Annotated in this window: 21 protein-coding genes; 8 read left to right on the top strand and 13 right to left on the bottom strand. The window is 66.7% G+C overall.

The features are described from left to right. Window positions 1–32 precede the first annotated feature (32 nt). Window positions 33–1535, top strand: coding sequence for an MFS transporter (locus BJ982_RS09625; RefSeq protein ID WP_184878551.1), 1503 nt, complete (start codon window positions 33–35; stop codon window positions 1533–1535). Here the strand turns inward: BJ982_RS09625 and BJ982_RS09620 are convergent. Next, window positions 1532–2203, bottom strand: a complete 672-nt coding sequence (locus tag BJ982_RS09620; protein ID WP_184878549.1) for a TetR family transcriptional regulator — start codon at window positions 2201–2203, stop codon at window positions 1532–1534. The genes BJ982_RS09625 and BJ982_RS09620 overlap by 4 nt on opposite strands. Before the next feature lie 80 nt (window positions 2204–2283). Here BJ982_RS09620 and BJ982_RS09615 point away from each other — a divergent pair, with 80 nt between their 5' ends. The 4 genes from BJ982_RS09615 (at window position 2284) to BJ982_RS09600 (ending at window position 8523) form a co-directional block, all read left to right on the top strand. After that, window positions 2284–3711: an MFS transporter gene (locus tag BJ982_RS09615; RefSeq protein ID WP_239123431.1), complete on the top strand. Its 1428-nt coding sequence runs from the start codon at window positions 2284–2286 to the stop codon at window positions 3709–3711. Between the two features lie 132 nt (window positions 3712–3843). Continuing rightward, on the top strand, window positions 3844–4404 hold the full coding sequence (locus BJ982_RS09610) for an RICIN domain-containing protein (RefSeq protein WP_184878545.1): 561 nt from the start codon (window positions 3844–3846) through the stop codon (window positions 4402–4404). Window positions 4405–4695: 291 nt separating this feature from the next. Further along, on the top strand, window positions 4696–7719 hold the full coding sequence (locus tag BJ982_RS09605) for a GDSL-type esterase/lipase family protein (protein WP_184878543.1): 3024 nt from the start codon (window positions 4696–4698) through the stop codon (window positions 7717–7719). Window positions 7720–8064: 345 nt separating this feature from the next. Continuing rightward, a complete protein-coding gene (locus tag BJ982_RS09600; protein ID WP_239123429.1) occupies window positions 8065–8523 on the top strand; it encodes an MFS transporter in 459 nt (152 codons plus the stop codon). Window positions 8524–8623: 100 nt separating this feature from the next. Here the strand turns inward: BJ982_RS09600 and BJ982_RS09595 are convergent, their stop codons facing one another. The 7 genes from BJ982_RS09595 to BJ982_RS09565 are packed head-to-tail and all read right to left on the bottom strand — an operon-like array spanning window position 8624 to window position 16938. Continuing rightward, the gene (locus tag BJ982_RS09595) at window positions 8624–9352 is read right to left on the bottom strand and encodes a DUF5825 family protein (RefSeq protein ID WP_184878541.1); all 729 of its coding nucleotides are present in this window, start codon (window positions 9350–9352) and stop codon (window positions 8624–8626) included. Further along, complete coding sequence (locus BJ982_RS09590; RefSeq protein ID WP_184878539.1) at window positions 9349–11220, bottom strand: RiPP maturation radical SAM C-methyltransferase; 1872 nt, start codon at window positions 11218–11220, stop codon at window positions 9349–9351. The genes BJ982_RS09595 and BJ982_RS09590 overlap by 4 nt, the downstream gene beginning before the upstream one ends. 51 nt (window positions 11221–11271) lie before the next feature. Continuing rightward, window positions 11272–12354 (bottom strand): histidinol-phosphate transaminase, encoded by a 1083-nt coding sequence (locus BJ982_RS09585; protein WP_275411753.1) that lies wholly within the window; start codon window positions 12352–12354, stop codon window positions 11272–11274. Between the two features lie 2 nt (window positions 12355–12356). Beyond that, window positions 12357–13313: a 2-dehydropantoate 2-reductase gene (locus tag BJ982_RS09580; RefSeq protein ID WP_184878534.1), complete on the bottom strand. Its 957-nt coding sequence runs from the start codon at window positions 13311–13313 to the stop codon at window positions 12357–12359. Next, on the bottom strand, window positions 13310–14821 hold the full coding sequence (locus BJ982_RS09575; RefSeq protein WP_184878530.1) for a cytochrome P450: 1512 nt from the start codon (window positions 14819–14821) through the stop codon (window positions 13310–13312). Before BJ982_RS09575 ends, BJ982_RS09580 begins: the two co-directional genes overlap by 4 nt. A gap of 3 nt (window positions 14822–14824) precedes the next feature. Further along, entirely contained in the window at window positions 14825–15493 is a 669-nt protein-coding gene (locus tag BJ982_RS09570; RefSeq protein WP_184878528.1) for an MPN domain-containing protein, read from the bottom strand. Between the two features lie 38 nt (window positions 15494–15531). Then, window positions 15532–16938, bottom strand: coding sequence for an MFS transporter (locus tag BJ982_RS09565; protein WP_203959352.1), 1407 nt, complete (start codon window positions 16936–16938; stop codon window positions 15532–15534). A gap of 233 nt (window positions 16939–17171) precedes the next feature. Between BJ982_RS09565 and BJ982_RS09560 the strand changes: the two genes are divergently transcribed. Beyond that, on the top strand, window positions 17172–18086 hold the full coding sequence (locus tag BJ982_RS09560; protein ID WP_184878526.1) for a LysR family transcriptional regulator: 915 nt from the start codon (window positions 17172–17174) through the stop codon (window positions 18084–18086). A gap of 77 nt (window positions 18087–18163) precedes the next feature. Here the strand turns inward: BJ982_RS09560 and trpS are convergent, their stop codons facing one another. Beyond that, a complete protein-coding gene (gene trpS, locus BJ982_RS09555) occupies window positions 18164–19279 on the bottom strand; it encodes a tryptophan--tRNA ligase (protein ID WP_184878524.1) in 1116 nt (371 codons plus the stop codon). A gap of 495 nt (window positions 19280–19774) precedes the next feature. Between trpS and BJ982_RS09550 the strand changes: the two genes are divergently transcribed. After that, window positions 19775–20464 carry an AAA family ATPase gene (locus BJ982_RS09550; RefSeq protein WP_203959351.1) on the top strand — a complete coding sequence of 230 codons (690 nt, stop codon included), beginning with the start codon at window positions 19775–19777 and terminating at the stop codon, window positions 20462–20464. Between the two features lie 29 nt (window positions 20465–20493). Here the strand turns inward: BJ982_RS09550 and BJ982_RS09545 are convergent, their stop codons facing one another. From BJ982_RS09545 to BJ982_RS09535, 3 genes are all read right to left on the bottom strand, one after another. Then, complete coding sequence (locus BJ982_RS09545) at window positions 20494–21078, bottom strand: HD domain-containing protein (protein ID WP_184878521.1); 585 nt, start codon at window positions 21076–21078, stop codon at window positions 20494–20496. A gap of 67 nt (window positions 21079–21145) precedes the next feature. Continuing rightward, window positions 21146–22489, bottom strand: coding sequence for an NsdA family TPR-like regulatory protein (locus BJ982_RS09540; RefSeq protein WP_507763471.1), 1344 nt, complete (start codon window positions 22487–22489; stop codon window positions 21146–21148). Window positions 22490–22511: 22 nt separating this feature from the next. Continuing rightward, window positions 22512–23006, bottom strand: a complete 495-nt coding sequence (locus BJ982_RS09535; RefSeq protein WP_203959350.1) for a DNA-processing protein DprA — start codon at window positions 23004–23006, stop codon at window positions 22512–22514. A 946-nt stretch (window positions 23007–23952) separates the two neighbouring features. On the opposite strand from BJ982_RS09535, the gene BJ982_RS09530 reads away from it, so the two are divergent. Beyond that, the gene (locus BJ982_RS09530) at window positions 23953–24243 is read left to right on the top strand and encodes a hypothetical protein (RefSeq protein ID WP_184878517.1); all 291 of its coding nucleotides are present in this window, start codon (window positions 23953–23955) and stop codon (window positions 24241–24243) included. Window positions 24244–24604: 361 nt separating this feature from the next. Here the strand turns inward: BJ982_RS09530 and BJ982_RS09525 are convergent, their stop codons facing one another. After that, the gene (locus BJ982_RS09525) at window positions 24605–26671 is read right to left on the bottom strand and encodes a PhoX family protein (RefSeq protein WP_239123424.1); all 2067 of its coding nucleotides are present in this window, start codon (window positions 26669–26671) and stop codon (window positions 24605–24607) included. Window positions 26672–26696: the final 25 nt, after the last annotated feature.

Below are 26696 nucleotides of genomic sequence, written 5' to 3'. Positions count from 1 at the left end.
TGCGGATCTAAGGCTTACATCAGACTTGGGGGATGGTCGCCCATCCGCTTGATCAGGCCGCCCCCGTCCCGCCCGGGACGCCGGAGTACGCGAAGCAGCTTCGATACGCCTGGCGGGTGTGCTCGGTCACCAGCCTCGGCCTCATCCTCATCGGCATCAACGGCAGCACCCTGAACGTGGCGCTCCCCGCCGTCGTGCGGCACTTCCAGGCCGGCGCCCTGGCGTCCTCGTGGATCCTCGTCTCGTACCTGCTGATCATCACCGCGACGCTGGTCTTCTTCGGGCGCGTCGCCGACCTGCTCGGGCGGCGCGAGATCTACCTCGCCGGGTTCGCCTTGTTCGTCACCGCGTCCCTGCTGGCCGGGTTCTCCCCGACCGTCGCGTTCCTGATCGTCATGCGCGGCGTCCAGGCCCTGGGCGCGGCGATGATCCTGGCGAACGGCACCGTGATCATCACCGTGGCCTTCCCGCCCGACCGCCTCAGCCAGGGCATGGGCGTCTACATCGGCACCCTGTCGGTGGCCCAGCTCGCCGGCCCCACGCTCGGCGGCCTCATCGCCCAGGCCGCGGGCTGGCAGTGGGTGTTCTGGGTCAACGTCCCCGCCGGCGTGGTCGGGCTGCTCTGGGGCTGGACGACGCTGCGCCGCGTGCCCGCGGGCCCGCGCACCTCACTGGACGTCGCGGGGAACGTCATCGTCTTCGCCGCGCTGTCGGCGATCCTCGTCGCCCTCTCGGACGCGGGCTCGCACGGCCTGTCCGGCCCCGTGGTGATCGCGGGCACGCTGCTCTTCCTGGTCCTGCTGCCCGTGCTGATCGTCGTCGAGGGCCGCGCCTCCCATCCGGTGCTGGACCCGCGCCTGTTCGGCCGGCGCATGCTGGCGTTCGCGAACCTGGCGTCGTTCTGCACGGCGCTGTCGCGGTCGGCGCTGGTCCTGCTCATCGCCCTGTACTTCCAGGCCGCGCGCGGCATGGACGCGTTCGAGGCGGCGCTCGGCGTGCTGCCGGTGCCCGTCGGCATGGCGCTGGCCTCCCCGACGGCGGGCGCGCTCGGCCGCCGGGTGTCGCCGTACGCGCTGTCGGTCGGCGGGGGCGCGCTGAACTTCGCCGGCCTGGTCTGCCTCACGCTGTCGGCGGGGGCCGCCACGCCGTACTGGGTCATCGGGACCGGCCTGTTCCTGGCGGGATGCGGCAACGGCGCCTTCCTCACCGGCAACACCACGCAGGTGATGAGCGCGCTGCCGCCCGGCGGCCTGGGCGTCGTCAACGGCTTCCGGCTCATGATCATGAACGCGGGGATCGTGCTGAGCGTGGCGATGAGCTTGAGCGTGCTGACGAGCACGCTGGCCCCACCGCTCAGGAACCTCGTGTACGCGGGCACGCTCGCCCGCCTGTCCCCCACGGCCGTCCAGCAGCTCCTGTCGGGCTTCCAGCGGACGTACCTGGTGCTGACCGTGCTGGCGCTCGCCGGGCTGGTCACCGCGGCCTGCGCCCGCCCGGACCCCGGCCGTCCGGCCGGAGAGGAAAAGGCCGGTTAACCGGCGGCGCGGCGCCGCGCCATGTCCTCCACGCCCGCCATCAGGAGGTCGACGCCGAACGCGAAATAGTGGTCGACGTCCGGCGCGCAGGCCAACGTGGCGCCGTAGTCGATCATGCGGGGGAAGCGGTCGGGCGGGAGGGACTCGATGTGCAGCCGCCGCAGCCGCCGCGCCTCGGCCTCGTCGGCCTCCGACATGCCCGCCGGGCAACCCGGATGGTACTTGACCAGCGCGATCGTTCCGTTGAGCAGGTAGGACGAGATGTAGTAGCCCTCGCTCACCGAGAAGCCCGCCGCCGTGAGAGCCTCCAGGGCCGCCTCCGTGGCCCGCTTGAAGCTCTCCAGATCGTGCTTCGCCTCGACGGTGGCGAGGAAATCGGGCAGCGACGGATGTTCGCGCATGGCGGCGACGAGCGCCTCGACCATGCCGCGCAGGCGGACCTGCCAGGGATCGTCCGGGGAGATGTCCGCGGTCACGCTGGAGAGCAGGTGGTCGGCGAGCGCCCACACCATCTCGTCCTTGTTCTTGAAATGCCAGTACAGCGCCATGGGCGTGACGCCGAGCCGACCGGCGAGCCGCCGGATCGTCAGCGACTCGACGCCCTCTTCGTTGGCGAGCTCAAGGGCCCGTTCGACCACGCTCTCGCGGGTCAGCTTCTCTGCGGCCACTTGACAACTATACGCGGTACAGGTTCTCCTGTACGACGTACATGTACGCCGTACGTGTACGTCGTAGAGGGGAACTTGATGTGAACCGCCGATGGTGGGCTCTGGTGGCCGTCTCGCTGGCCACTTTCATGACGTATCTGGACAACAACGTGGTCAACGTGGCGCTCCCGACCATCCAGCGCGATCTGGGGCTGTCCATCTCGGGCCTTGAGTGGATCGTCAGTTGCTACATGCTGGTGTTCGCCGGGCTGCTCATGGCCGGCGGGCGGCTCGCCGACGTCTTCGGGCAGCGGCGGGTGTTCCTGACCGGCCTCGGCGTGTTCACGATCGCCTCGGCGGCGGCGGGCCTGTCGGGGGACGGCGCGACGCTGATCGTCAGCCGGGGGTTGCAGGGGGTGGGCGCGGCGCTGCTGACACCGACGGCGCTCGCGCTGATCCCGCAGGTCTTCCCCGACCCGCGCGAGCGGGGCACCGCCGTCGGCGTCTGGAGCGCGATCGGCGGGCTCGCGCTCGCCCTCGGCCCGGTGACCGGCGGGTTCATCAGCGAGAACTGGCACTGGGGCTGGATCTACCTGATCAACGTCCCGATCGGGGTCGTCACCTTCGCCCTCGCCGCGTGGGCGATCCGCCGCTCCGCCCCCGGCGTCCGGCACCGCCTCGACGTGCCCGGCCTGCTCGTCTCCTCACTCGGGCTCTTCGCGCTCACCTTCGCGCTGATCGAGGGCGAGAGCCGGGGCTGGACGTCCGGGCTGATCCTCGGATCCTTCGCGGTCGCCGCCCTCGCCGCCGCGGTCTTCGTGGTGATCGAGAGCCGCGCCGCCGAGCCGATGATCGACCTGTCGCTGTTCCGTGAGCGCGTCTTCAGCGGCGGCCTGCTGTCCATGGGCCTGTGGGCGTTCGGCATCTTCGGCATCTACTTCTTCACGGCTCTGTGGCTGCAGAACGTCCTCGGCTTCACCCCCACCCAGGCGGGCGCGGCCTTCGTTCCCATGGCGCTGCTGATGGCCGCGCTGGCGACCGTCGCCCCGCGCCTCGCCGCCCGCCTCGGCACCGGCCCGACCGTCGCCGCGGGCCTCGGCCTGATGGCCGCCGCGGTGGTCGCCCTGTCCTTCGTCGGCGAGCACGGCACCTACGGGCAGATCTTCCCCTGGCTGATGCTGTACGGGCTGGGCGCGGGCCTGCTCGTCCCGCTCACCAACGCCATTCTCGGAGCACTTCCGGCGGGCCGCGGGGGCGTCGCGTCGGGTGTGCTGAACGTCTCGCGCGAGGTCTTCGGCCTGCTCGGCGTCACTATCCTGGGCGCGATCCTGAGCGCGCGGCAGAGCGCGGCCATCGCCGACGGCGCCGGGCCCCTGCCCGCGTTCCTGCAGGGGTACCAGCTCGCGCTGGTCGTCGCGGGCGTCATCGTGGCGGTCGGGGTGCCGGTCAGCCTCGTCACCCTCCGCGCCCGGCGCACGGCGCCGCCCAGCCAGGTGGACGTCCCGAAAGTCCCCGAACCCGTGGGCTGAGCGGGTTCGCGCCCACGGCGTTGATCATTTATAGGGACGATCATTCAACTCCGTTGAGTGATCACCAGGCACCGTGGGGTGGGCGGTCTCCGGCAGGGAGGCCGCCCACACCGAGAAGAAGGGTGCCAGTTCATGGCCTTCACGAAGCGGGCTCTCGCGTGCTCCACCCTGGCGCTGACCTCCGTCGGCGTCTTCGGCGCGACTACCCCCACGGCGCACGCCCGGACGGCGGCCGACGAGCGTCAGCTCATCAACCGCACCGACGGCAGCCGCGTCGCCGTGCTGTCCGACAGCCTCGGCGAGGGTGCCCAGATCATCTCGCTGCGCTCCCCCGGCTGGCAGTACAAGAGCGTCAAGTGGACGTACACCAGCAATGCCGACGAGAGCATCGTGATCAAGAACGTCTACACGAACAAGTGCCTGCAACCCTCGACCGCGGCCCCGAAGGCCGGCGACACCATCGTGGTGCGCACGTGCGACGGCTCCGACGCGCAGAACTGGACGTACCGCTGGGAGGAGACCGGCGGCGCCAGCGCCAACTGGTTCAGCCTCCGCCCCAAGGGCTCGCCCGGCCTCGCCATCACCCTCGCCGTCTACCAGGGCTCCGGAAGCTGGAACACCCTCTACCTCGACCGCGACCAGAACAGCAACGACCGCCTGTGGCGCTTCCTCGCCGACGGCGCCACCTGGTAGTTCCCTGTCCCACTCGGGCGAGCGCCGCCGGTCACGCCCCCGGCCGGCGCCCGCCCGGCACGCGCGGAGCCGCAAGCGGGCCCATCGAGCGATCGTCATCGCGTGAAAGCCATGACTAAACGTTATTTATCCCGAATAAGAACTCATTAGTCATTGCGCCTGTCAGACGGTGCGAAGGTTTTCACGGAGAAACGAGTTTCGGAGGGTTCCTTGAAAAGAGCGTTATATGCCGCGCGGACCGCGCGGTCGCGTTCCCTGGGTCCGCCGCCGGCCTTACGCCGCTGGGGTTCGATGCTCCTGGCGCTGGTGGTCGTGACCACGCTCACCACGGGCGTCACCGCCGCCACGGCCGCCGGCCCGGCCACCGCGCCCGCCTACGCCGCGGTTGACGACCCGCCCATGGACGACGTCGCGTCCTGGAACATGAACGGCCAGATGGGAGGCCCCGGCTCGGCCCCCGGAACCGGCCGGCCGCGGACGGAGAGCCGCTGGACGTTCGTCGTCCAGCCCATGATCCGTGCGGGGCGGGACGCGGTGGTCATCCAGGAGGCGGGCACCGAGCCGCCGCCCAGGGCCTTCGAGACGCGGGAACTGCGCAGCGCCAACGGCGGCCTGGTCACCGAGTTCCGCTGGGACCAAGGAAGTGACCGCGGCCAGCACGTGCCCGTCAACATCTACTTCATGGATTCGGGCCAGCAACGCAACGGCCTGGCCATCGCGACCCCACAGGCCGCCGACGAGGCCGTTCAGCTCCCTCTGCACGTCGCCGACAATGACAATCTCGACCCCCGGCCGATGATGGGCGTGCGATTCGGCGCCGTCTGGCTGTTCAACGCCCACGCGCCGTCCCTCGGCCGAAATCGCGACAACGGCGCCGAAGACGTGCTGGAAACGATCCGCCAGTTCATGCATCACCGGCCGGTTCACGAGCGCGCCAGAATGATGGCCGACCTCAACGCCAACCCCGCCAGGATGCCGGAACATTTTCAGCGGCACATCGTGCGTTCGTTTCAGCCCACTCACCAGGGTGGTAGCGAACTGGACTGGACCTGGATGAGTGACGCGGACCAGCGCACCGGTCACGTCGAGCGCTTCGGACGCGACTCCGACCACTGGGGCCTGAACATCCGCCTGCTTCCGGGCTGTGGTCAGCAGCCGCCGTGGGGCCTGCGGGCCGCCGCGGAGCCGGACTGCAGGGCACCCGTGCCCGGACAGATGTACCGCCTTTTCGTCGGAGGTGATCATTCCCTGGTGCTGAAATGGACCAACGTGGAGACTCTCGGCGGCGTCATCCCGATGCTCTTCCCGCCGACCGAAAGCCCCCGCGAGCAGTTGGTGCCGCGCTTCGCCTCCAGGCAGAACACGTACCTGCTGTCTGATCGCCTCTCCGGCGCGGGGAGCCTTTGTCTCATGCGCATCCCGCGAGGGACTGCCGAGGTGTGGACCGGTGAGTGTGATCCCGACAATCCGGATCAGCAGTGGGAGCTGACGCGGTCACAGGTTCTCACCCCGGGACCTGACGATCAAGAGGAGATGCTCCCCTCATCGGGAACCCCTGAGTCGCCCATGAAACTCGGCCCGCCTACCTCGTCCGGGGTGTGGGACCTCAAACCGTGGCCGAGTCTGAGCGTGATGGGTCTGGGGTCGTCCACCACTTATGGCGAGGGCAGTTCGGACGGCAACGGTTTCCGGGACTCCGCTGAATACAGGTTCCACGGACTTGGCAGGTTCAACCAGAAGGCCATCTTCTCCGCTGCCGCGGAGGAGAACATCGGCAAGAAGGCCGCGGGTAAGGCGGTCGCCGGCGCCGCCGACGACACCCCCAGAGTGGACTGGGTCGGTTCGGTGCGCGTAGGGACGATGGACGACCGTGACATCGAAGGCTGGCGCGGTTTCACGATCAGTCAGATCGCCGACAAGGCCGGATGCGCGGTCCCGACCTACCGGCCCAACCTCATCACCCTGATCGCGGGTGGTAACGACGTCGTCTTCAACGTCCAGATGGACACCGCGATCGGGCGACTGGAGGCACTGATCGACCAGGTCAGCAAGGACTCTCCAGGCGTCACCGTCCTGGTGTCGGGAATACAGCCCCTCAAGCCGAAGGACAATCCCAACGCGAACGCGCGGGGCGAGGCCTTCACCGCCCAGATCCCCGGGATGGTGGACCGGCTCGTGGCACGAGGCCTGCGGGTGGTGTACACCGACATCAGTGCGCTGAAACTGTCCGAGATGCGCTCTGACGGCGTCCATCCCACCGACGCGGGCTACGACAAGATCGCCGAGGCGTTCGGCAAGGCGGCCGAAGAGGCCAACGACCACGGATGGATCCAGGAACCGAACCCGCCGGCCGCCAACGTGGGCTCCAGCCCGTGCGGCTCCAAGGACGACGGCGCGGGCCTGCCCGTGGACGGGAACAACAAGCTGGGCGAGGGATGGGACGACCGGGGCGTCATCCAGGCCCGGCAGTTCCCCTCCAGCAGCCGGTTCTGGCTGACGGACGTCAACAAGGACCGCAAGGCCGAGTTCGTGGTCGTGGACAAGGACCAGAACTTCCGGTTCTGGTGGAACGGCGGCCCGTCCGGGGATGACTGGATCCCGATGGTGGAGGGCCAGAACTCCTACGAGCCCAGGGCCGGGGCCGTCGGCAACCAGTTGCGTTTCGGCGACGTCGACGGGGACGGCTTCCCCGACTGCATGGTCGTCGACCTCCAAGGGGGTGTGTCCGCCTACACCTGGAAGGACGACAACCCTTCCGGTTCACGGATGTGCATGGACAAGGAGAAGTTCGCCGGCGGAGCGAGTGTCCGCACCGAAGGTTCCGCGGGATCCAAGCTGGACATCGACCCCGCCACCAAAATCCGGTTCGCCGACGTCACCGGAGGGGGGCGGGACGACTACCTGCTGATCGAGCCGGACGGCACGACGACCGCCTGGTACAACCAGGGGTACACGGTCGAGCGCACCCGCCAGTACCTGAAATGGGATTCCCCTCAAACGATCAGCGGTGCTCTGCTCCTCCCCCGGGAGATCAGATACGCCGACATCAACGGTGACAAGCGCGCCGACCGTATCCTGATCACCGCCAACGGCGGCGCCCGGGCCTGGATCAACGAAGGGCCCAAGGGCCTCGGAGGCACCTACCGCGACATCGGCAAGATCGCCGATGACGCCGACGTGCCGCCCCAGGACGTCCAGTTCGCCGACATGGACGGCGACGGCAAGGCCGACTTCGTGCGCATCGGCTGGACCGGCGTCACCCACGCCTGGCTCAACCAACTCCCTGCCGACTACTTCAAGACCTTCCACCCCTGACCGCGCTCCCACGCGGCGCCGGGACCGGTGAGGTCACCGCGCGATGGACCGAGGAGCATGCCTGGGGCGCCCGACGTGACCGTCACGAGGCGCCCCAGGTCTCGCAGGTGCGTCCGGGGGTGAAGCGGCGGGGATGGCCGCGTGCCGGTCTGGGTCACCGCTGGATGCTCTGGATGATCCTCGGCTATCTGCTGGTGTCGGCCGTGTTCGTGGTGGTCCTCGGCAGGCTCGGCGACATGTCCGGCCGGGTCAGGATCTACAACCTCGGCTTCCTGATCTTCGCGTGCGCGTCGATCGCCCTGTCGCTCGACCCGTTCAGGGAGGGCGCGGGCGCTGTGGCTGATCTTGTGGCGCATCGTCCAGGCGTTCGGCGGGTCCATGCTCACCGCCAACTCCGCCGCCATCCTGACCGACGCGTTCCCGGCCCGCCAGCGCGGCATGGCGCTCGGCGTCAACCAGATCACCGCGCTCGCCGGGCAGTTCCTCGGCCTGCTCGCCGGCGGCCTGCGCGCCGTCATCGACTGGCGCGCGGTGTTCTGGGTGAGCGTGCCGATCAGCGTGGCGGGCACGATCTGGTCGTACCTGAGCCTGCGCGAGACCGTGTCCGGCCAGCGTGGCGGCAGGATCGACTGGTTCGGCAACATCACGTTCGCGGCCGGCGCCGGCGCCCTGCTGGCCGCGATCACGTACGGAATCCAGCGTACGGCGGCGGCGCGACCGACTGGGGCAACCCGATGGTGCTCGGCGGGCTGTTCGGCTCGTCGTGACCGGGTTCACGCCCCGGGGACGGCACGCGCGGGGTGAGTCGATCGGTGAATCGGCATCCGGCGAGACGGTCGATTCGGTCGGCAATGGCGACGTAACCATGCGTGTCACACCTGAACGCACACTGAGACCGAGCCGGTCACGAAGTAACATCTTCCGACTTCTTCCCAGCTGAAGCCAGGGTCCCCCCTAGGAGAGCCACGCCCAGGGGCCATGAACGCATGCGCACTGGTAGCGCCACGCAATGATCCCCGACGCGCATCACAAGGCCCTTATCCACCAGATCCCGCGCGGCGGCGGCGTATCGCGAACTCCGGGCCACCTCGGACCACGCACATCCCTCCACGGCTTCGAGGAATACATCCCTCAGAATGGGATCGTCCATAACGATCTCGCGGCTGGATTCGGGGCGCTGATCGACGACGAACAGGAAGTTCGGACCCTTGCGGAAGTAGAAGAGGCCAAAATTGCCGGCCGACCGCCATTCTCCGACGGACGGAGTTCCTTCCCCCACCACCGTGACGCTGTCGGGGGCGGGCAGATGATCGAGCCGCGGGACCAGGCCGAGCTGTTCGGCGCCCAGGATCAGCGACCAGGTGACCCTGGCACCGATCGAGGAACATTCGCGAAGCAGCGCGACGATTCGCACGATCACGTGACTGGGGAGTGCCGAGAAGTCGACCGCCTCCGCCAGCCACACCCCAGCGACAGGCACCCGGCGCAGTAGAGCCGCCAGTTCGGTGGCGGCCGGGAGTTCAGCCCAGTCGGATCCGAGGGTCAGCGTCAGTGTCGCGGGCCGGCCGGCCGGTACCCGTCGCTCGTCCGAACCTCGGTCCCTGAGTTCGTCGATGCCCATCAACGCGCTCATAGCGACGCCTCCACCTCCTTGCCGCTGACCAGCTTTCGGCGATACGGGTCGACCTCAAGGGCGACGCTGACGTAACGCCCCTCGTCCTCGAACGCCAGGCCCCGGTCGATGAAGTAGCGAAGTATTTCCTCGAGTTCCTCGTCGCGGACTACGTGCCCGCTGTCGGCGAGCCGCCGGCGTATGCCCTCGCGGGCGGCGCACTGAAACATGCCGAGGTACATGTTGCTCTGGACGTCGTCCAGCTCGATCACCTCCTCCGGCCAGCTGGCACGGCGGTCCTCGATGATGACCCGGCCTCGGTCGCCGGTCCAGTAGCAGAGGGTGCTCCGCGGATATGCCTTGGCCCATTCCCCGCACGCCTGCTTCATTTCGTCCTCGATGGGCCCCGAAATCCCCTGGATGCTGGTGTCGAAGAAGAACACCATGTCGTACAGCTGATCCCGTGGGATCTGGTAGATGAAGTCGTATATTTCCGACGGACGGCGGAACATGAACCCCTGGGTGGGATCCTCGAAGTAGGGACTGAACCGCTCCAGCGCTATGCGCCAGGCCCCGGTCGGCGGCTCCAGATGCTCGAGTGTGGTCATTTTCCTGAGCAGTCCGCGGTAGTCGTCCTCGGTCTCTCCGGGGAATCCGTAGAGAATGCTCCATGTCACGTTGAGTCCGAGATCCTGTCCGTCACGCAGCATGCGCACGTTGTGCGCGGCACTGACGCCCTTGTCCATGAGCCGCAGCACGTGACTGCTCAGGCTCTCGATACCGGGCTGCACGAAGAGGACGTTCGCCTCCTTGAGCTTCTTCAGCTGCTCCCGGTTCATATTGGACTTGATCTCGTAGTGGATTCTCAGATCGCAGTCGAGGGCGGCCAACTCAGGCATGGCCGTATTGAGATACTTCATGTCGAGGATGTTGTCCACCATGACCAGATCGAGAATCCGGTGTCGCTCGGCCAGTTCCCGAACTTCCTGGGCGATGCGCTCAGGGGCCTTGCTCCGGAAGTCGATGTTCGATCCGTTCAGGCCGCAGAACGTGCACTGATGAGCTTCTCCCCACCAGCAGCCTCGGGAGGTCTCCAGCACCAGCATGGGACGGACATGATGCCGGACGGGTGACCTTTCGAGTGCCTGAAAGTAGCTGTCGTAACCGGGTGCGGGCACCATGGCGAACGGCAATGCCGCCTTGGACGGTGGATTCACCACCGTCTGCCCGTCGTCCCCCCGCCAGCTGAGCCCTGCGACGTCGGCGAGGCTCTCGCCCTTGGCCACGCGATTCAGCAACGCGGGCAGTGCCCGTTCACCCTCACCGCTGATCACGAAGTCGAGTTGCTCGAAACTCCGGTGCAGGGCGGGGCCCTGCGCTCCGTCGCAGTTGCTGCCGCCCAGCACCGTGAGGATGCCCGGTGCGAGCTTCTTCAGCGCCCTTGCCAGAGCAAGCGACGGCACATTCTGCATGAAGGTGCTCGTGAACCCGACTACGTCGGGTGGATCGGCGACGATCTCGGCAGCGAGATCCTGGATGAATCCGCGGGCGAACTTCTGCATTCTAACCGGGAGCGCCGGATCTATGTCCCGCTGTTCGAGAAACCGCGAGTACTCGACGACCTGATAGCTGTCGACATCGTACAGCGCTGGGGTGAATATCCAGTCGCCTACGCCGTGGAAGACCTGATCCGCGACATTCCCGTAATCCTCGCACGTGATGGATCCGTCGCTCTCACGCATCAGCCGTTCGGCCCATCGGAGGTTGGCGTATAACTCCTCGACGGTCCAGTCGACAGCATTCCTGCGGATGCACGGACCCAGTATTCCCAGTGCGCTGGAGGGTGTGTCGAGCCCTTGCCACGGCATGGCGATCATCAAGATTCTCACGGAATTCTCACCTTCGGTGTCTTGATCTGTGTGAGGGCGGACCCGGAGTTCTCAGAGCCGGTTTCCACGGTCCTTCTGGCCGAGCGCCGCCAGCAACGTTCGATGTGCTTCTGCGTCGCCTACCGAGATCCGCACACCATGTCCCGGACAGGCGCGAACCTTGACCCCTGCGGTAGCCGCGGCACGTGCGAAGGACTCGGCGGCCGAGGCGAGCGGTAGCCAGACGAAGTTGGCTCGGGAAGGCAGGACGGGCAGGCCCATGTCCACGAGATCCGCCGTCAGTTCGTCGCGCGCCGCGGTCACCGCTGCCATACGTTCACGCAGTTCATCCTCACTGCGCAGAGAGAGCATCGCGGCTTGTTCCGCGAAGCGCGTCACTCCGAAGGGTATGGCCGTCTTGCGGACGGTGGCCACGACCTCCCGTGGACCTGCCGCATAGCCGACCCGCAGGCCCGCAAGCCCGTGGGCCTTGGAGAAGGTCCGGAGTACCACGGCGTTGCTGTGCTCGCGCAGCACCTTTGGCATGCCCGCAGGATCGCTGTTCCGATGGAACTCCACGTACGCCTCGTCGATGACCGCGACCACGTGATCCGGCAGCGAACGCAGAAAGCCGCACAACTCGCCGTGATCGATCACGACTCCGGTCGGATTGTGGGGGGAACAAAGGATCACCACCCTGGTCCGCGCGTTCACCCGGGTGCGGATCTCATCGAGATCGTGGCCTCCGGACACGGTCAGCGGCACGTGGACGCTGGTCGCACCCGAAATGGCGACCAACAGGGGATACGCATCGAATCCCGGCCATGCGTAGACGACTTCGTCCCCCCTGCCGCACAGCGCGAGAAGGATCTGCTGGAGCACGCCCGCGCTTCCCGGGCCGACTGCCACCTCGTCTGCGGAGACGCATAAGTGCCCGGCGATCGCTCTGGTGAGGTCCCGCGCTGTGGGGTCAGGGTAACGAGCAAGCCGCGGCAGCCCTTCTTCGATGGCGGCGAGCACGGTGGGCAGTGGGGAGAGAACCAGCTCGTTGCTGGACAGGTCGAAGGTGATGTCCGAGCCACCTTCAGCGTTCGACGACTCCTTGTCCCGGTAGGCGCTCACGTCCCGAAGGGTGCTACGTTCTGCGAATCCCACATTCACGGATGGAAACTCCTCGTTGTCCGTGATTCGAGCATGGCGAGCAGCTCGTAAAGGAGCTCGTGGACCGGGACGGTCACGCCTCCTCGGCCGGCCAGGCGGACCACGGCCCCGGTCCACGCTTCCAGCTCTGACGGCCGTCCCGCCAGGATGTCCCGTTGCAGGGAGGAGGTGACGTCGGCCGACTGCCGGTCCATGAGTTCTATCGCGGTGTCCACCGCATCTCCCGGCAGCTCGATCCCGAGCTTGATCCCGGTCTCGTATATCTCCCGCATTCCGGCGATCATCATGTTCCGAGTGCCGGTTCGCGACCGCAGCTCCCCGATGGTCGCCCCGCCGGTGGCGGCTCCAAGGCTGCCGATCGGCACCACCAACAGGAATTTCGCCCACAGGCCGACCCAGACATCGCTCGGCTCCAGCACCGTCACCGAAGCCTCGCGCAGCACGGCGCGTAGTCGTGTCACCCGGTCGGACACGGTGCTGTCCCACTCTGCGAAGCCCAGTGCACCGGGCGGGCCCACGTGCCGTACCTCGCCCGGACCTGCCATCGAGGCAACGATCCTGGCGGCCCCGGGTAACACCCGTCCGCGGCCGATCCTGGCTGCGACCTGCTCAGGGGCTTCCACCCCGTTCTGCACCGTGACCACGGCGGTGTTCTCGCCGACCAGCGGGCCCAGTGCGTCGAGGGCCGGCGGCAACTGCGAGGTCTTGACGCAGAACAGCACGAAGTCGACCTCGCCCAGGCGCTCCGGATCGGCGGACGCCCGCACCTTGGGCACACGCCAGTCATCTGAGCCGTTGGTGATGCGCAACCCATCTCGCTTCACCGAGGCGAGGTTTTCGCCGCGGGCCAGGAATCGCACGTCGTACCCGGCTGCGGCGAGCCGGCCGCCGAAATAGCCGCCTACCGCGCCGGCTCCCACCACGGCAATGCTCGGGCCGCCCGCTACCGTCATCGCGGTAACCTCCCCCCTACACGAATGGGGAGGGCCTCAAGGCCCCGGCTGAGCGAGCTGTCACCGAGCCAGGTGACCTCCTCCGGAGGCACGGCGAGTTCGAACCGCGGCAGTCGCCGCAGCAGCGAGGAGAAGGCGATCTCGCCCTGGAGCCGGCCCAGCGGAGCGCCGATGCAGAAGTGGGGGCCGTGGCCGAAGGACAGATGGCGGTTCGGGGACCGGGTGACATCGAAACGGTCCGGGTCGTCGTACACGTCCGGATCACGACCCGCGCTGGACAGCGACAGGTGCACGAAGCTGCCCTTGGGTATGTTCACTCCGCCGAGCCGCATGTCCTCCGCCGCGACCCGCAGCGAGGCCCAAGCCGCCGACCCTTCGTAGCGCAGGATCTCCTCGATCGCCGAGGGAATGAGCTCGGGGGTGGCTCGGATCATCTCGAGCTGCTCGGGATGGCGGAGCAACAGCGCTGTTCCGTTACCGATCATGTTGGCGACCGTCTTGTGGCCGGCGATGATCAGCAGGAGGAGCGTCGACAGCAGCTCTCTTTCGCTGTACGCGCCGGCGTCCCTGGCCCTGATGATCTCGCTCAGCAGGTCGTCCCCCAGGTCCTTACGGCGTTCAGCCACGAGTTCGGTGAAATAGTCCGTGAACTCTTCGCTCGCTGCCTTCAGTTCGGCCTCGTCATGCTGGAGCGGATCCTGGCTGAGGATGTAACTCCACTCCAGAAACAGCGGCCTGTCCGTTACCGGTATCCCTAGGTACTCGCAGATCACGGTAAGCGGCATCGGAAGAGCGAAGGCGCTCAGCAGGTCGATTTCACCATTCTCAGGGAAGGCGTCGATGAGGTCATCGACGATGTCCTGGATGCGCGGGCGCAGCCGGGCGACCGTGGCCGGCAGAAACGCCCGGCTGATGGGCTTCTTCAGCCGGGCGTGCTTGGGATCGTCGGCGAACCCCAGGTTTCCGGCCACGAGAAGACTGTTGGCCACGGCCTTGTCCCGGTACCGGGCGGGCAGATTCTCGACTTGCTTGGACAGGCGCGAGTCGCCGAGCGCTTCCTCGACGACTCTGTTTCCGAGGACCGCGTACGCGTCGGCGCCGGGGGGAACATTGATCCGATGAACCGGGCACCTGGACCTGTACTCCGCGGCCACCGCGTGTGGATTCGAGCCGGGCTCGGTGAAGAATTCGGTGGGAATGACCTCCGTCATCGTGACTCCTCGGCTCGTGACTTCGCTGCCACCCGCCACCGCCGGCACTATCCAGATGACGTCGTGGTGCTGAACTTTCGTTTCGAGGCCGTCGAGGCTCCTGATGTCGCTGTCGTTTCTGTAGACGTTGACGCAGCGTTTCACCGACCCGTCCAGGTCCATGAGTCGCTCAAGGACACCGGGGCAAGCCTGGTCGAGCCTGACCAGCACCTCCCGGACATTGCCGCCCTCGACGGGCAACAACCGTCGTCCGCCGGTCAGGGTATGGAACGCTGCGGGAAGTTTGACATCGGGCATCTCTTATTCCTCCTCGATGCGGACGTCGAACTGCTCATGGATCGCCGGCGGAATCCTTATGTCAAGCCTGTCGCACTGATCCGGCCCTGGTCGCCAGCCCGCAACCCGATGCGCGATACCGCCACCGCTCTCATGCACATACCAGATGACGTTCACCGGCCAGCACGACTGACGGAAGAGATAGTCATCGATCTTCGTCGGTTTCTCACTCAGCCTCTGGTATCGTTCGTGCCGCGGGCCGATTTCATGCCAGTTCGGATGTGAATGTATGGAGCCCATCAGCTCCAGGCCGTTCGCGGACTGTTTCATAATCGCCTGCAGGACGCCCTTTTCGTCTGACCAGAACCCTCGCTTCGGGTTCCTGTAGACCTCGCCGAACCGTGGAACGATCGTCGCTTCGAATTCGGCCATGACGCTCTCGTCGCTGTCGCGAACATTCGGTACGAACTCGATATCGCTGATCGCTATCTCGTCGCCGTCCGCCTGTCCGAACAGCAAAGCCGAGGCACGCGGCAGATGGCTCGGCACTCCGTCGGCGTCGCGGCTGTCCAGACATTCTTGGTATTCTCGCAGCGCATCGCCGATGAAACGGATGACGGGCTTGACCGCAAAGCGGACGGTCGCCGGCAGGTCGCCGAACGGTGCTGCGCCGTCTGCTGCCGTTCTGGCCAAGCCGTCATCCGTAGTAGAAGTCACACGCGGGGCACGGTTCACGCCTGTTGGTCCCTCTCCTGCGATGTCCTGGTCTTGATGCCGGCCAAGCACAACAGCGCCCCGGACGCCGCTACAGCGGCAGCGATCCAGAAGGCGGTAATGAAACCGTTCCGCGCCGGTATGCCGGAACCGGAGATGTGCCACACAGCCAGCAAGGCGGCCGCCAGCTGACTGCCCACAACGCCGCCTGCCGTGCGAACGACCGTGTTCACGCCGTTGGCGGTTGCGGTTCGTTTCACCTCCGTCAAACCGCTGATCGCCGACGGGAGGCCACTCAGCACCAGTCCGGAACCTATTCCGGTGACCAGGTACCCGGCCGCCAGTTGCCACCCGTTGCCGTTCCACAAGCACAGCGAAATCGCCCCGACAGCCATGGCGGCAAAGCCTGATGCGAGCGTCGCACGCACAGACGTGAGGCGTTGCATCAAACCCGCGAGTTGTCCCGCCGGTAACAGTGCCAATGAGCCGGGCAGAAGGAGCAAACCCGCCACGGTGACATCGGTTCCCAGCCCGTAGCCAACCGTCCCGCCTCCCGGCAGCCCCTGGTCTGGCGAGGTCTGGGCATACGCCGGTAGCAGGACGTAGAACAGGAACGAGGCCACGCCGAACAGGCACGCCGCACCGTGAACCGAGAGCAGGGAGCGGCCGGCCACGACTGCGGGGTCGATCAGGGGGGCGACCGACTTCCGTTCGACGATGACCAGCAATCCCGTGAGAACCACGGCGGCCCCGTACAGAGCCAGGGTTCCTTTGGCCGTCCACCCCCACGAGGTGCCCTGAGTCAGCGCGAGCAGTAGCGCCACGAGGACCAGGGCCAGGAGCACCGCCCCGGGCACGTCCACCGGCTCGCTGGATCCGTTCCGCTGGTCCGGAACGTACTTCGCGACGAGGACCATCGCCGCCAGGATCAGTACCGCGGCGATCGCGAAGAGCCAGCGCCATGACTGGTGGTCGACGACCAGACCTCCCACGACCAGTCCGATACCGGCACCCACACCGATGGTCCCTGAAACCAGCCCGAGTCCCGAACGCAGCCGATGCTCGGGAAGCGCGTCGCGCAGGATGCCGAATGACAGGGGAAGGGCCGCGAGGCTGACTCCCTGCACTGCACGACACGCGATCAGAACCCCGATATTGCCTGCCGCGGCACAACCGAGCGTACCGATCAGGTAGGCGGCGAGAACCAGCAACAGAACATTGCGTTTGCTGTAGCGGTCTCCGAGCTTGCTCAGCACGGGCGTGCTCGCCGCACTGGTCAGCAGGAACACGCTCAGGATCCATGCCGACCACGTCGGGGTCGTGCGGAGCTGTACCTGCAGCACATGCAGGGCCGGGACCACCATGGTCTGCATGAGTGCGTACGACAGCATGGAGACACCGGTGGCGATCAGCGTCATCGTCATGCCCGTCGACTGCGAATTCACGCCTGTGAGCCGTGAGCCCGAAAGCGCCATCCCACTCGACCGTGATGCCTTGAAATCCACTCCATGCGACAAAGACGGACCTCCCATGGGAATTTCCACGGTTCCCGTAAAAGAGCCGAGGATTCGATGGAGGCGGCGCGCATACATGAACATACGTGAGATATATCCATGCAGTCCAATACACACTGTGAATGGGACGATATAATATATGTATGGAACTGGGCTTACGGCATCTGAGGTACTTCGTTGCGGTAGCCGAGGAAGGCGGCTTCACCCGAGCCGCCTCCCGCCTACACCTGACGCAGCCGCCGTTGAGCGTGGCGATTCGTCAACTCGAAAGAGGGCTGGGTCTCCAACTCCTGGACAGAACCGGTAATAGGGTCGAACTCACGTCGGCCGGCCGCGACTTCTTGGCTCACGCGAAGAGCTTGCTGCGGCATTGGCAGGTGGCGGTCGACAGTGCGCGGCAGGCAGGAGGGCAGGAGATCGAACGGCTCGTCGTCGCCTTCCGGCCAGCCGTCTGCCACCCTCTGGCACACCGGACCATCGAACGCATTCGCGAAGAACACTCGGAGTATCAGGTAGTGCCGAGGCACGTGCAGTGGACAGACCAGACAGCATGCTTGCGTGGAGGGGATGCTGATGTGTCCTTCGTGCTGGACCCCGCGGACTACGCCGGCCTCGACAGCGCCACCGTCGCCATGTTGCCGCGGGTCGTCTGTCTGCGGTCCACCCACAGGCTGGCCGGCCGTGACTCCGTGTTGATCGACGATCTGAACGAGGTTCCGATCATCCGACCCGCTGGAGGGTCACCCGAGTCGTCCGACTTCTGGGGTGGGGTGCGCCCCGGCAATCCCGTATGGAAGGAACATCCGACCGCAACTCGCATCGACGAGGCCATCGACCTCGTGGCCCTCGAGAACGCAGCCGTCCTCGTCCCCGCCACCGTCATGACCGTCCAGCACCGTCAGGACATCGTCTTCATACCCGTGGCGGATGTGCCTGCGGCCCGGTTGTCCCTCGCATGGCGCGAGGGCTCCGATTCCGAACTGGTGCGTCTCGCCGTCAGGTGCGCCCAGGCCGTAGCCCAGGATCCCGCCGTTCAGAACGCTCTTCGGAGGACCTGACAGGCGGGCGGAGGAGCTGGTTGGTGAGACACCGATCCGTCACACCAGGACGGCGGTGTCTCACCGGTCCGGGGTTGTCAGTAGTAATGGCTGTTCATGGCGGCACGCACCTCGGCGAGCGTGGCATCAGCCACAGCCCTGGCTCGCTCGTTGCCCTCGTGCAGCGTCTGGCGGAGGAAGGCAGGGTCCTGTGCGTACTCGGTTCGGCGGGCCCTGATCGGGGCCAAGTACTCGTTGACCGCCTCGGTCACGGTCTTCTTCAGCGCGGCGGCTCCCGCGGAGCCGATGTCGGCGGCCACCTGTTGGGGAGTTCGGTTCTGGCAGAGACCTGCCAGCAGGAGGAGGGAAGACACCTCGGGGCGGGTGCTCGGGTCGTAGGTGATGTGGCGCTCGGAGTCGGTCTTGGCGCCCTTGATCAGGCGGGCGGTCTCGTCCTCGTCGGCAGCCAGGGTGATGGCGTTGCGGCGGCTCTTGCTCATCTTGGTTCCGTCCGTGCCGAGCAGCAGTGCCGCGCTCGACAGCAGGGCATCGGGCTGGGGGAATACCGCGGTGCCGCCGCCATAGCGGTCGTTGAAGCGGCGGGCGATGGCGCGGGTGATCTCGATGTGAGGGAGTTGGTCCTGGCCGACCGGAACCAGGTTGCCCTTGCAGAAGAGAATGTCGGCGGCCTGGTGAACGGGATAGGTGAACATCAGGCCGCTGACAGCGGACTGGCGCGAGTTGCTGATTTCATCCTTGACGGTGGGATTGCGGTTGAGCTCGGCGACGGAGACGAGGCTGAGGAAGGGCAGCATCAGCTGGTTCAGGGCGGGGACGGCGCTGTGCGTGAAGATCGTGCTGCGCGCCGGGTCCACCCCGATGGCGAGGTAGTCCAGTACCAGTTCCTCGACGTACCCGGTCAGGTTGTCCGCTACGTCGCGGTCGGTCAGAACCTGGTAGTCCGCGATGACCACGAACATCTCTACTCCGAGGTCCTGAAGACGCACTCGGTTGTGCAGCGTGCCGAAGTAGTGCCCCAGGTGCAGGCGACCGGTAGGGCGGTCGCCCGTCAGCACACGGAACCGCCCGGGGTCCTTGAGGATGAGCTCCTCCAGCACCGCGCTGCGGGCTTGTGCGGCAGACACCCCGAGCGTGTCGGGGAAGGGACCTGAGACAGAGGCATCGGGGCCTGCCGTCTGGGGGTTGGTGTTCACAAGATCTCCTGGTGGGTTGTCTGGCCGGGAAGATGAACAAGCCCTGGTCCAGGGGACGAAAAAGGGCCGTCCATCCGAACGGCCCGGTCATGTCTAAGAGGCGGCCGCTTCTACGGGGAGCGCCACCAGCCCAGCCACGACACGTCACACATGCGCTGCATCATAACGTCACCTGCCGTGACCGGGTGAGACCGTCAGGCTGTGACGCGCCGACAGCCGGGTCCCGCTCGCACGGCAAGATCCCAGCCAACTCGGCCCGATGCTCGATGTACATGTACCGATGCTCCGCGAGTTCCCCACGGCCTCGGCGTCACTCGGGAGGAAACGCCGAAAGGGAGCCGAGCCGCCGCTTGTACCAGGCTGGTGCTGCTGCGTAACCTGGCCGGCTCATGCGCGGCCGCCGCGGACACATATCTCGTGTGGAATACAGTGCCACGAGCGTCTGGCTGGTACGGACGGCGGCCTGTTCCCATAGGGGTGCTGGTGGACGGCCCGATGAACGCCCTCGCCATCTGGACCGTCGACCACGCCGACGATCGCCTCGACGCTCCCAGGAGCAGGCCGCGAAACAGCCGCCATCCCCTCTCGAATGATCACGACGCCGCGACCCGCCCGAAAGGCGACCAGACCGCTATGAAGCGCTACATCCTCACCGGCACCCCGGGCTCGGGCAAGACCACGATCCTGCGGCGGCTGGCAACGCTGGGATACGCGACGGTCGAGGAGGCGGCCACGGCGATCATCGCGGACGAACAGGCAAGCGGCGACGCCGAGCCGTGGACCCGCCCGGCCTTCATCGACAAGATCGTGGCCCTGCAACGACAGCGGCAGATGGCATCGAGCACCACCGCCCCGTCCGTCCAGTTCTTCGACCGCTCCCCGGTCTGCACCCACGCCCTCAGCACCTACGTCGGCCACCCGATCCCGCCGACCCTTTCCGCCGAGATCGAACGCATCACCCAAGAGCAGGTCTACGACCGACATGTGTTCTTCATCCGCAACCTAGGCTTCTGCGAACCCAGCAACGCCCGCCAGATCAGCTTCGAAGACTCCCTGACGTTCGAACACCTCCACGAGCAGACCTACCAATCCTTCGGCTACAACCTCATCGACATCCCCGCCGGCCCCCTCCCAGAACGCATAACCACGATCTGCGCGGCGATCTCCCGCCTCGCGAACTCGTGAACTCGCCTCCCCAACGTCACCATTCGGAGTCAGGTGCTCTCGTCTGCGCCTAGGATGCGGGTCATCCACTCGATAGACCCTGTACGCAGCGCCTCTTCGGCAAGGCGCTTGGCGGATGTGGTCTTGAGAGCAGCCAGGGAGCTGTCGATCCAAGGTTGCGTGTTCCGGTTCCCCTGCTCTCGGTACTCAATGGCTTGTATCAAACACTCAAGTTTGTCGGCGTCCCGTGCACAGACGGCCTCAAGGCTTTCCTTCTCCTCGTACTCGCCGACCGCCGCACCGATGATCGCCCTCACCTGCTCCGGGACACCGTTCAACTGGTCGGCCGTCACCACTTCATTCGGCGTCGTTTTCAGATAACGCTTGCCGACGTAAGGAATGTCGGTGGTCCGTGTCTCCTGAGTATCGTGCAGGAGACTCAGGAGTGCCGCACGTTCTACGTTGCCCCCTTCGAGGGCGGTGATGGCCACCGCGATGATCGCGGTCCGAAAAGAGTGGTCAGCGACGCTCTCCGGATCGCGCACCCCGGCGACCAGCCACCCCGTGCGCTTGTAGCGCTTGAGCAGGCCAACTTCGTACAGAAAGCACATGAGCCTGGTCAGCTCTTCGGGCATGAGTACTCCGTCAATGTTCAACCACGTGGTCAGCCCAGCTCGTGATATTTCGCTTCCCTGCGGATGGTCATGCGTTCAGGAGGGTTTCGTTGATGTGGTCGTCGAGGTCGGCGACGAAAGGTTCTGTGCGCCAGGGGCGTAGTTCTCTCCGGGTCTGGGCGATTCGGAGGCATGAGACTCGCGCCCTTGCGGTGGCGGCCATGTTCACGCAGTCGTGGAGCAACTCGGCCGCTGAGTCCGGAGCGCCGTTCCGGAGGCGCGCGAGAGCGAGATCGGCCGTGACGATCGCTCGTTGCACGATCTGTCGGGGATGATCCAGCGAAGTTACGGATCGGAGCAACTGCGGCTCGGCCTCCGTTGTTCGTCCTAGGTGCAGGTTGCAGGCCCCTTCGAAACCCTCCAGATAGCCGATGGTGAAGCGTCCGGCGGCGGGGTCCGCGTCGGCGGTGGCCTGGGCCTCGCACCATGCGAGATTCAGGCCCGCCAGCGCATGCTTTTCCCGCCGCGACCGAGCGGCCATCTCCGCTTGCAACGCATGAGCGCGGGAGCGCATGATCCGGCTGTCGCTTCGACCGGCATCGCGCACAGCAAGATCCGCGACCGCGCGCGCCGCGGACACGTCTCGTGTGGAATACAGCGTCACGAGCGCCTGGCTGGTACGGATGGCCGCCTGTTCCCACAAGGGCAGCGAACGGCCGGCGCCGAGAGCCCGCGCGTACATTTCCGTGGATACATCGTCATCGCGGACCTCGAAGGCGATTCGAGCGGCGATCATGAAGGTATTCGCCGCTGTTCGCGCCAACCGTGTTCGTATGGGCCCGGGCGGTTTGACGGCGACCAGAAGGCGGCTTGCCTCCACCGCAGGGGCGAGAGCGAGCTGCAACCGCGTGAAAGGGACGTCCCCGATCCGCGAGTTCACCTCGAGGACTGACTGGTGGATCCGGGCGACCAGTTCATCGGAGAGCGTTTCCGGTGCCGCCAGCGTTCGCGAGACGTCACGCGCCAAGCCCGGCGGCAGGAAGATCGATGTGCTTTGGCAACGACTGGGCATCGATGCGATCTGGTCGCGTAGCTCCGAAATTCGTTCATCGGAGACGCCATAGCCGGCAAAAGCGGACATCAATTCGTCGAAGTCCGAGCCTGGGCCTGTCAGAACGTCATCTCCGTGACATGCGTACACATATCCGAGGAGAAACCGGTAGCGCTCTCCTGGCACTATCGACTTCTCTTCGCGTTCCCAACGCGCGATGGTACGTACGAGGCTCGCGAGAGCAGTCTGCGCGACTGCACTGACGGAGAGCACGCGGGCGGCGTGCTTGATGGCACGAGCCTCGTCAGCCCATGACCACCCCCGGCGCTCGCGGAGGATTCGAAGAGATCGGGCAGCGGTTCGTCGCGCCGGTTCGGCCATGAACCAATCCAAACGTAGCGTCCTATATGGGGATGATCAGCCGTGTTCTGCTCTGCTGTGCCGCGTATTCGAGGGTGTACCACGTTCCGCTCGACGGGTCCGACCCTCGTGGAAATCCGATGACGAATTCGCTGTGATCGACCATCCAGCGATTACGTTGATGATAACTCGCGGGCGAAGGATGCGTAGGGTGCTTCAACTCGACCACCTCGACAAGTCGCCCAAGTGCTCTTGTCTCCTGGATGGCGTGCCGGGCGTCCGATGGTTGGGACTGTACGGTCCCTGGAACGACGACATGAAGCGCGGTGTCGGTCTCCGTAGCGAGCCACAGCAGCGCGATCGAGTCGATTCCCGAGGCCCCTCCCAGGTAGATGTCCACAGTCGGCCTGGCGAATGGCCCAAGATAGTCCACAAAAAGCCGCCAATAGTCCTCTATTGGACGATGTCCGGTCGATCTGGCACCAGTGATCGTCAGCGTGCCGGCCATTAGCGGCACCGCCGTGTCATCGAATGTCATCTCCCTCTCCGATGCCGTTGCATCATCTACTGCTCGTATGAGTCAACGTCGCACTTTCGCCTTCTCCCCGGAAAGGCCCAACGCAATCGACGCTCCGCCCAACGCGATACCGCGGAAGGGAGCGATGCCGTGAGCCGGACTCCTGGACGACACCGGCTCGGAGCCGAGCCGGCGCGGATGGACCCACGCCGCTGGGATCAGGCCAAGCGCGCCGCGGCCGCCCAGTTGAACCAACTGGAGCCCGGGTGGTTCGTTTTCTACGGGGTGGGGTCGCGGCGGTTCGTGGCGTTCGGGACCTGGTGGGCTTCCGTGCCGGTCAGGGTCGAGGCACGGACGGCCGAGGAGCTGCGGGAGCTCATGCGTGAGGCTGAAAGCGGCTCGGCGACATCTACAGGTTCGGCGAACCCGGGAGGGTGGTCTCGGGCATGGGTGGCGTGAACGGCATCGGTGCCGACGAACTGAGCGGCGACGGCACCGGCAGCGGTGATCCCGGTGCGAGCGGAGATGGGTCCAGCGCGGGAGGGCTGGAGCCCGTCGAGCGTGGAAACGGGTGGTGTGATCCCTACGGGCTGGGCCCTTGGGCGCGGATCTCGGTTGGGGGCTACTTTCCGAGCGCGTCGGGGTGGCGTTTCCGAGGGTGGGAAACAGCCGTTCTGGACGAGTCTCAAGGCTCCGGAAGTCGCGCGACCTCGGGAAGCTCTCGGAGCGCGGGGGGCGGTGGTGCTGAGCGGCAGTTGTACGCGGTGGCGCATGTGGTTCCGTCTCGGGTCGAGCATGCCGTGGCGTGGAGTGTGGCCGTGCCGCGTGTCGATGCCGAATCGGCATGTGGGGTCGAGGCGACGGTCGCGGATGTCTTTGGGGCTCGGCTGATCTGGACGCCGGGGCCGGTGATGTGCGACGGGTGCGCCGCCATCGTCACTGGACGTGAGAGGCCCCGAGGGGCGCGGTGACGATGAAGGCGGCGGAGGGTGGTGCCGGACATGGGATCCATGTTCTTGAAGCGCAGCCTGGCTGCGAGTCGATCGTCTGGCAGCTCGCCGTCGCGACCGAGGACCGGCGCAAGGTTCTCCGGTGGACCTGCGAGTGCAAGGACGAGGTGTATTACCTGATCACGGCTGGCGGGCGCGGGTATGTCGAACGAGCCGGTCCTCGTGGGGTCAGAGTGCAGACGTCCCGGATGCGGTACGCGCAGATTGCGGACCTGTGGGAACTGATCATCCTCGGACGCGCCCGGTGATCGTCACTGTGGGCTCCACCTGACGGCCTCGTGGAGATGAGAGCGAGATCTCCTGGGGCGGCCTGGAGGCGGGGAGTACGAGGGGCGGCAGCCCCTCGTCGGGGGGCGAGGGGGGCGGAGTTCCCTGGGGAATGCAGCCCGAGCCGGAGGGCCCCCAGGGCCCGGAGGGGAGGACCGCTTCTCGGGCGGGACCATTTCTCGGGTGGTGAGCTTCATCGGGTCTCTTCCAGGGCGGCGAGCTATCCCATGCCTCTTCCCGGGGGGGCGCGTTTGCGAGCCTTCGGGTGGAATGGTGCCAGGGGCGAGGATGAGGCCCTTTGGGCTGGGGCTCGCCCCTGGCGGGGATGCTTTGGCTTCTGGGTCAGGAGCCGATCTTCTTGCCCTGTCTGTGCCAGGCGACGGCTACGGAGGGGCGGGGCTGGGTGGTGCCGCCGTCGGGCCAGTGGCTGGCGGGGTTGTCGGGGGTGGCGCCGGTGATCTCGCCGGGGTGTTGGACGGCGACGAAGACGCTCAGTTGGTCGGGGGCGATCAGGGGGCCGCAGGTCTCGGCGCCGTAGGGGACGGTGAGGAACTGGCGGACGTGGCCGCGTTCGGGGCCGGCGAGCGGTACGGCGAAGAGGCCGTCGTTCTTGCCGAGGGCATTGCCGTCCGTGGCGATCCACAGGTTGCCCTCGGCGTCGAAGGTGACGTTGTCGGGGCAGGAGATCGGGGAGACCTTCGTCTTGTCGTACCCGGCGAAGTACGTCGAGGGATCGTTGGGGTCGCCGCAGACGAGGGGCAGGGCCCAGCGGAAGGTCTTGGCGCCCGCGTCGTTCCGGTCCTCGGCGATCTCCAGGATGTGGCCGTGGCGGTTGGCGGCGCGGGGGTTGGCCTCGTCGGCGTTGGCGGCGGTCCGGTTGGTGTTGTTGGTCAGGGCGGCGTAGACGGCGCCGTTGACGGGGTTGCGCTCGATGTCCTCGGGGCGGTCCATCTTGGTGGCGCCGGCCTTGTCGGCCGCGACGCGGGTGTAGACGAGAACCTCTTCGGCGGTCATACCGTCCACGAAGGACTTCTTGCCGCTGACCAGGGGGACCCATGTGCCGGTGCCGTCGAAGCCGCCGTCGGCGGGGAGCTTGCCGGTGCCGTCGATCTCGGCGGCCGGGCTGTCGCCGGTGAACACGGCCACGTACAGCGTGCCATCGTCGAGCAGGTCGCGGTTGTGCCGATCGAAGCCGGGGATGTAGCGGTCGTCCGACACGAACTTGTAGATGTACTCGAACCGCCCGTCGTCGCCCATGTAGACGGCGACCCGGCCGTCCCGGGTGAGGGTGGTGGTGGCGCCCTCGTGGGCGAAGCGGCCGAGCGCGGTGCGCTTGACGGGGCGCGCGTCGGAGTCGAAGGGGTCGACTTCGACGATCCACCCGAACCGGTTGATTTCGTTGGGGTGCCTGGCGAGGTCGAAGCGCTCCTCGACCCGGTCGAAGCGCCGGTTGCCGCTGGGAACGGCGACGGTCGTGCTGACGCCGTACCGCGTGAGGTAGGGCTTCTGGGCTTCGGGGACGCCGTTGCCGCCGACGAAGTACTGGTTCCAGTTCTCCTCGCCGGTGAGCACGGTGCGCCACGGGGTGGTGCCGCCCGCGCAGTTGTTGAGCGTGCCGTACGCGGTGACGCCGCGCGGGTCGGCGGCGGTGCGCAGCAGGGGCGAGCCGGCGGCCGGGCCGGAGATCCGGATCGGAGTCTGGGCGGTGACGCGCCGGTTGTAGCGGCGGCGGCCGCGGGTGATGAGCTTCCACTGCCCGGTGCGGCCCTCGCGCTCGATCTCGACGACGGACCCGCCGTGCGCGGCGAGGCCGATCTTGATCTGCTCCAGGGGGACGGTGTCGCCGCTGGTCCAGCCGCGGAACATGAGGTTCTCGTCGGTGTACTCGTGGTTGACCCACAGCAGGCCGCGGTCGCGGCCGAGCGGGAAGAAGGTGACGAAGTCGCAGTTGTAGCCGAACTGCTCGGCCTGCGCGGCGGCGGTCTGGTTGTCGAAGTCGAACGCCGGGGCGTCGGGGAGGACGGGGTCGCCCCAGCGGACGACGACCGCGGAGGCGTAGCCGTCGGCGACGGTGAGGGCGTCGGCGGAGTTGGGCGCGACGGGCGTGAACTTCAGGCCGCCCCTCTGGTGGCCACCGCCGAAGGTCTCGGCGGCGGGGTCGGCGAGGGCGGGGACGGCTCCGGTGACGCCTGCGGTCGCGACCAGGGTGCCGAGGGCGCCGGCCCGCAGCGCGCCCCTGCGCGACAGGACACCGGCCAGGATGTCCTGGAAATAGGGATTGTCACTGCTGTTCGGCACTTCGTGCGCGCAGGCGTTGCCACACCTGAACCGGCATGTCATCGCGTCTCGCCCGCCCGTGGGGGGCACGGAGATCAACGGCAGCGTTCTGCGCGGCGAGGGGTTCGCCACTGGACCCTCCAAGATCGTGCGACAG

Origin of the sequence: Sphaerisporangium siamense (assembly GCF_014205275.1) — a bacterium.
GTDB lineage: Bacteria > Actinomycetota > Actinomycetes > Streptosporangiales > Streptosporangiaceae > Sphaerisporangium > Sphaerisporangium siamense.
This window is presented reverse-complemented; position numbering and strand designations above follow the sequence as displayed.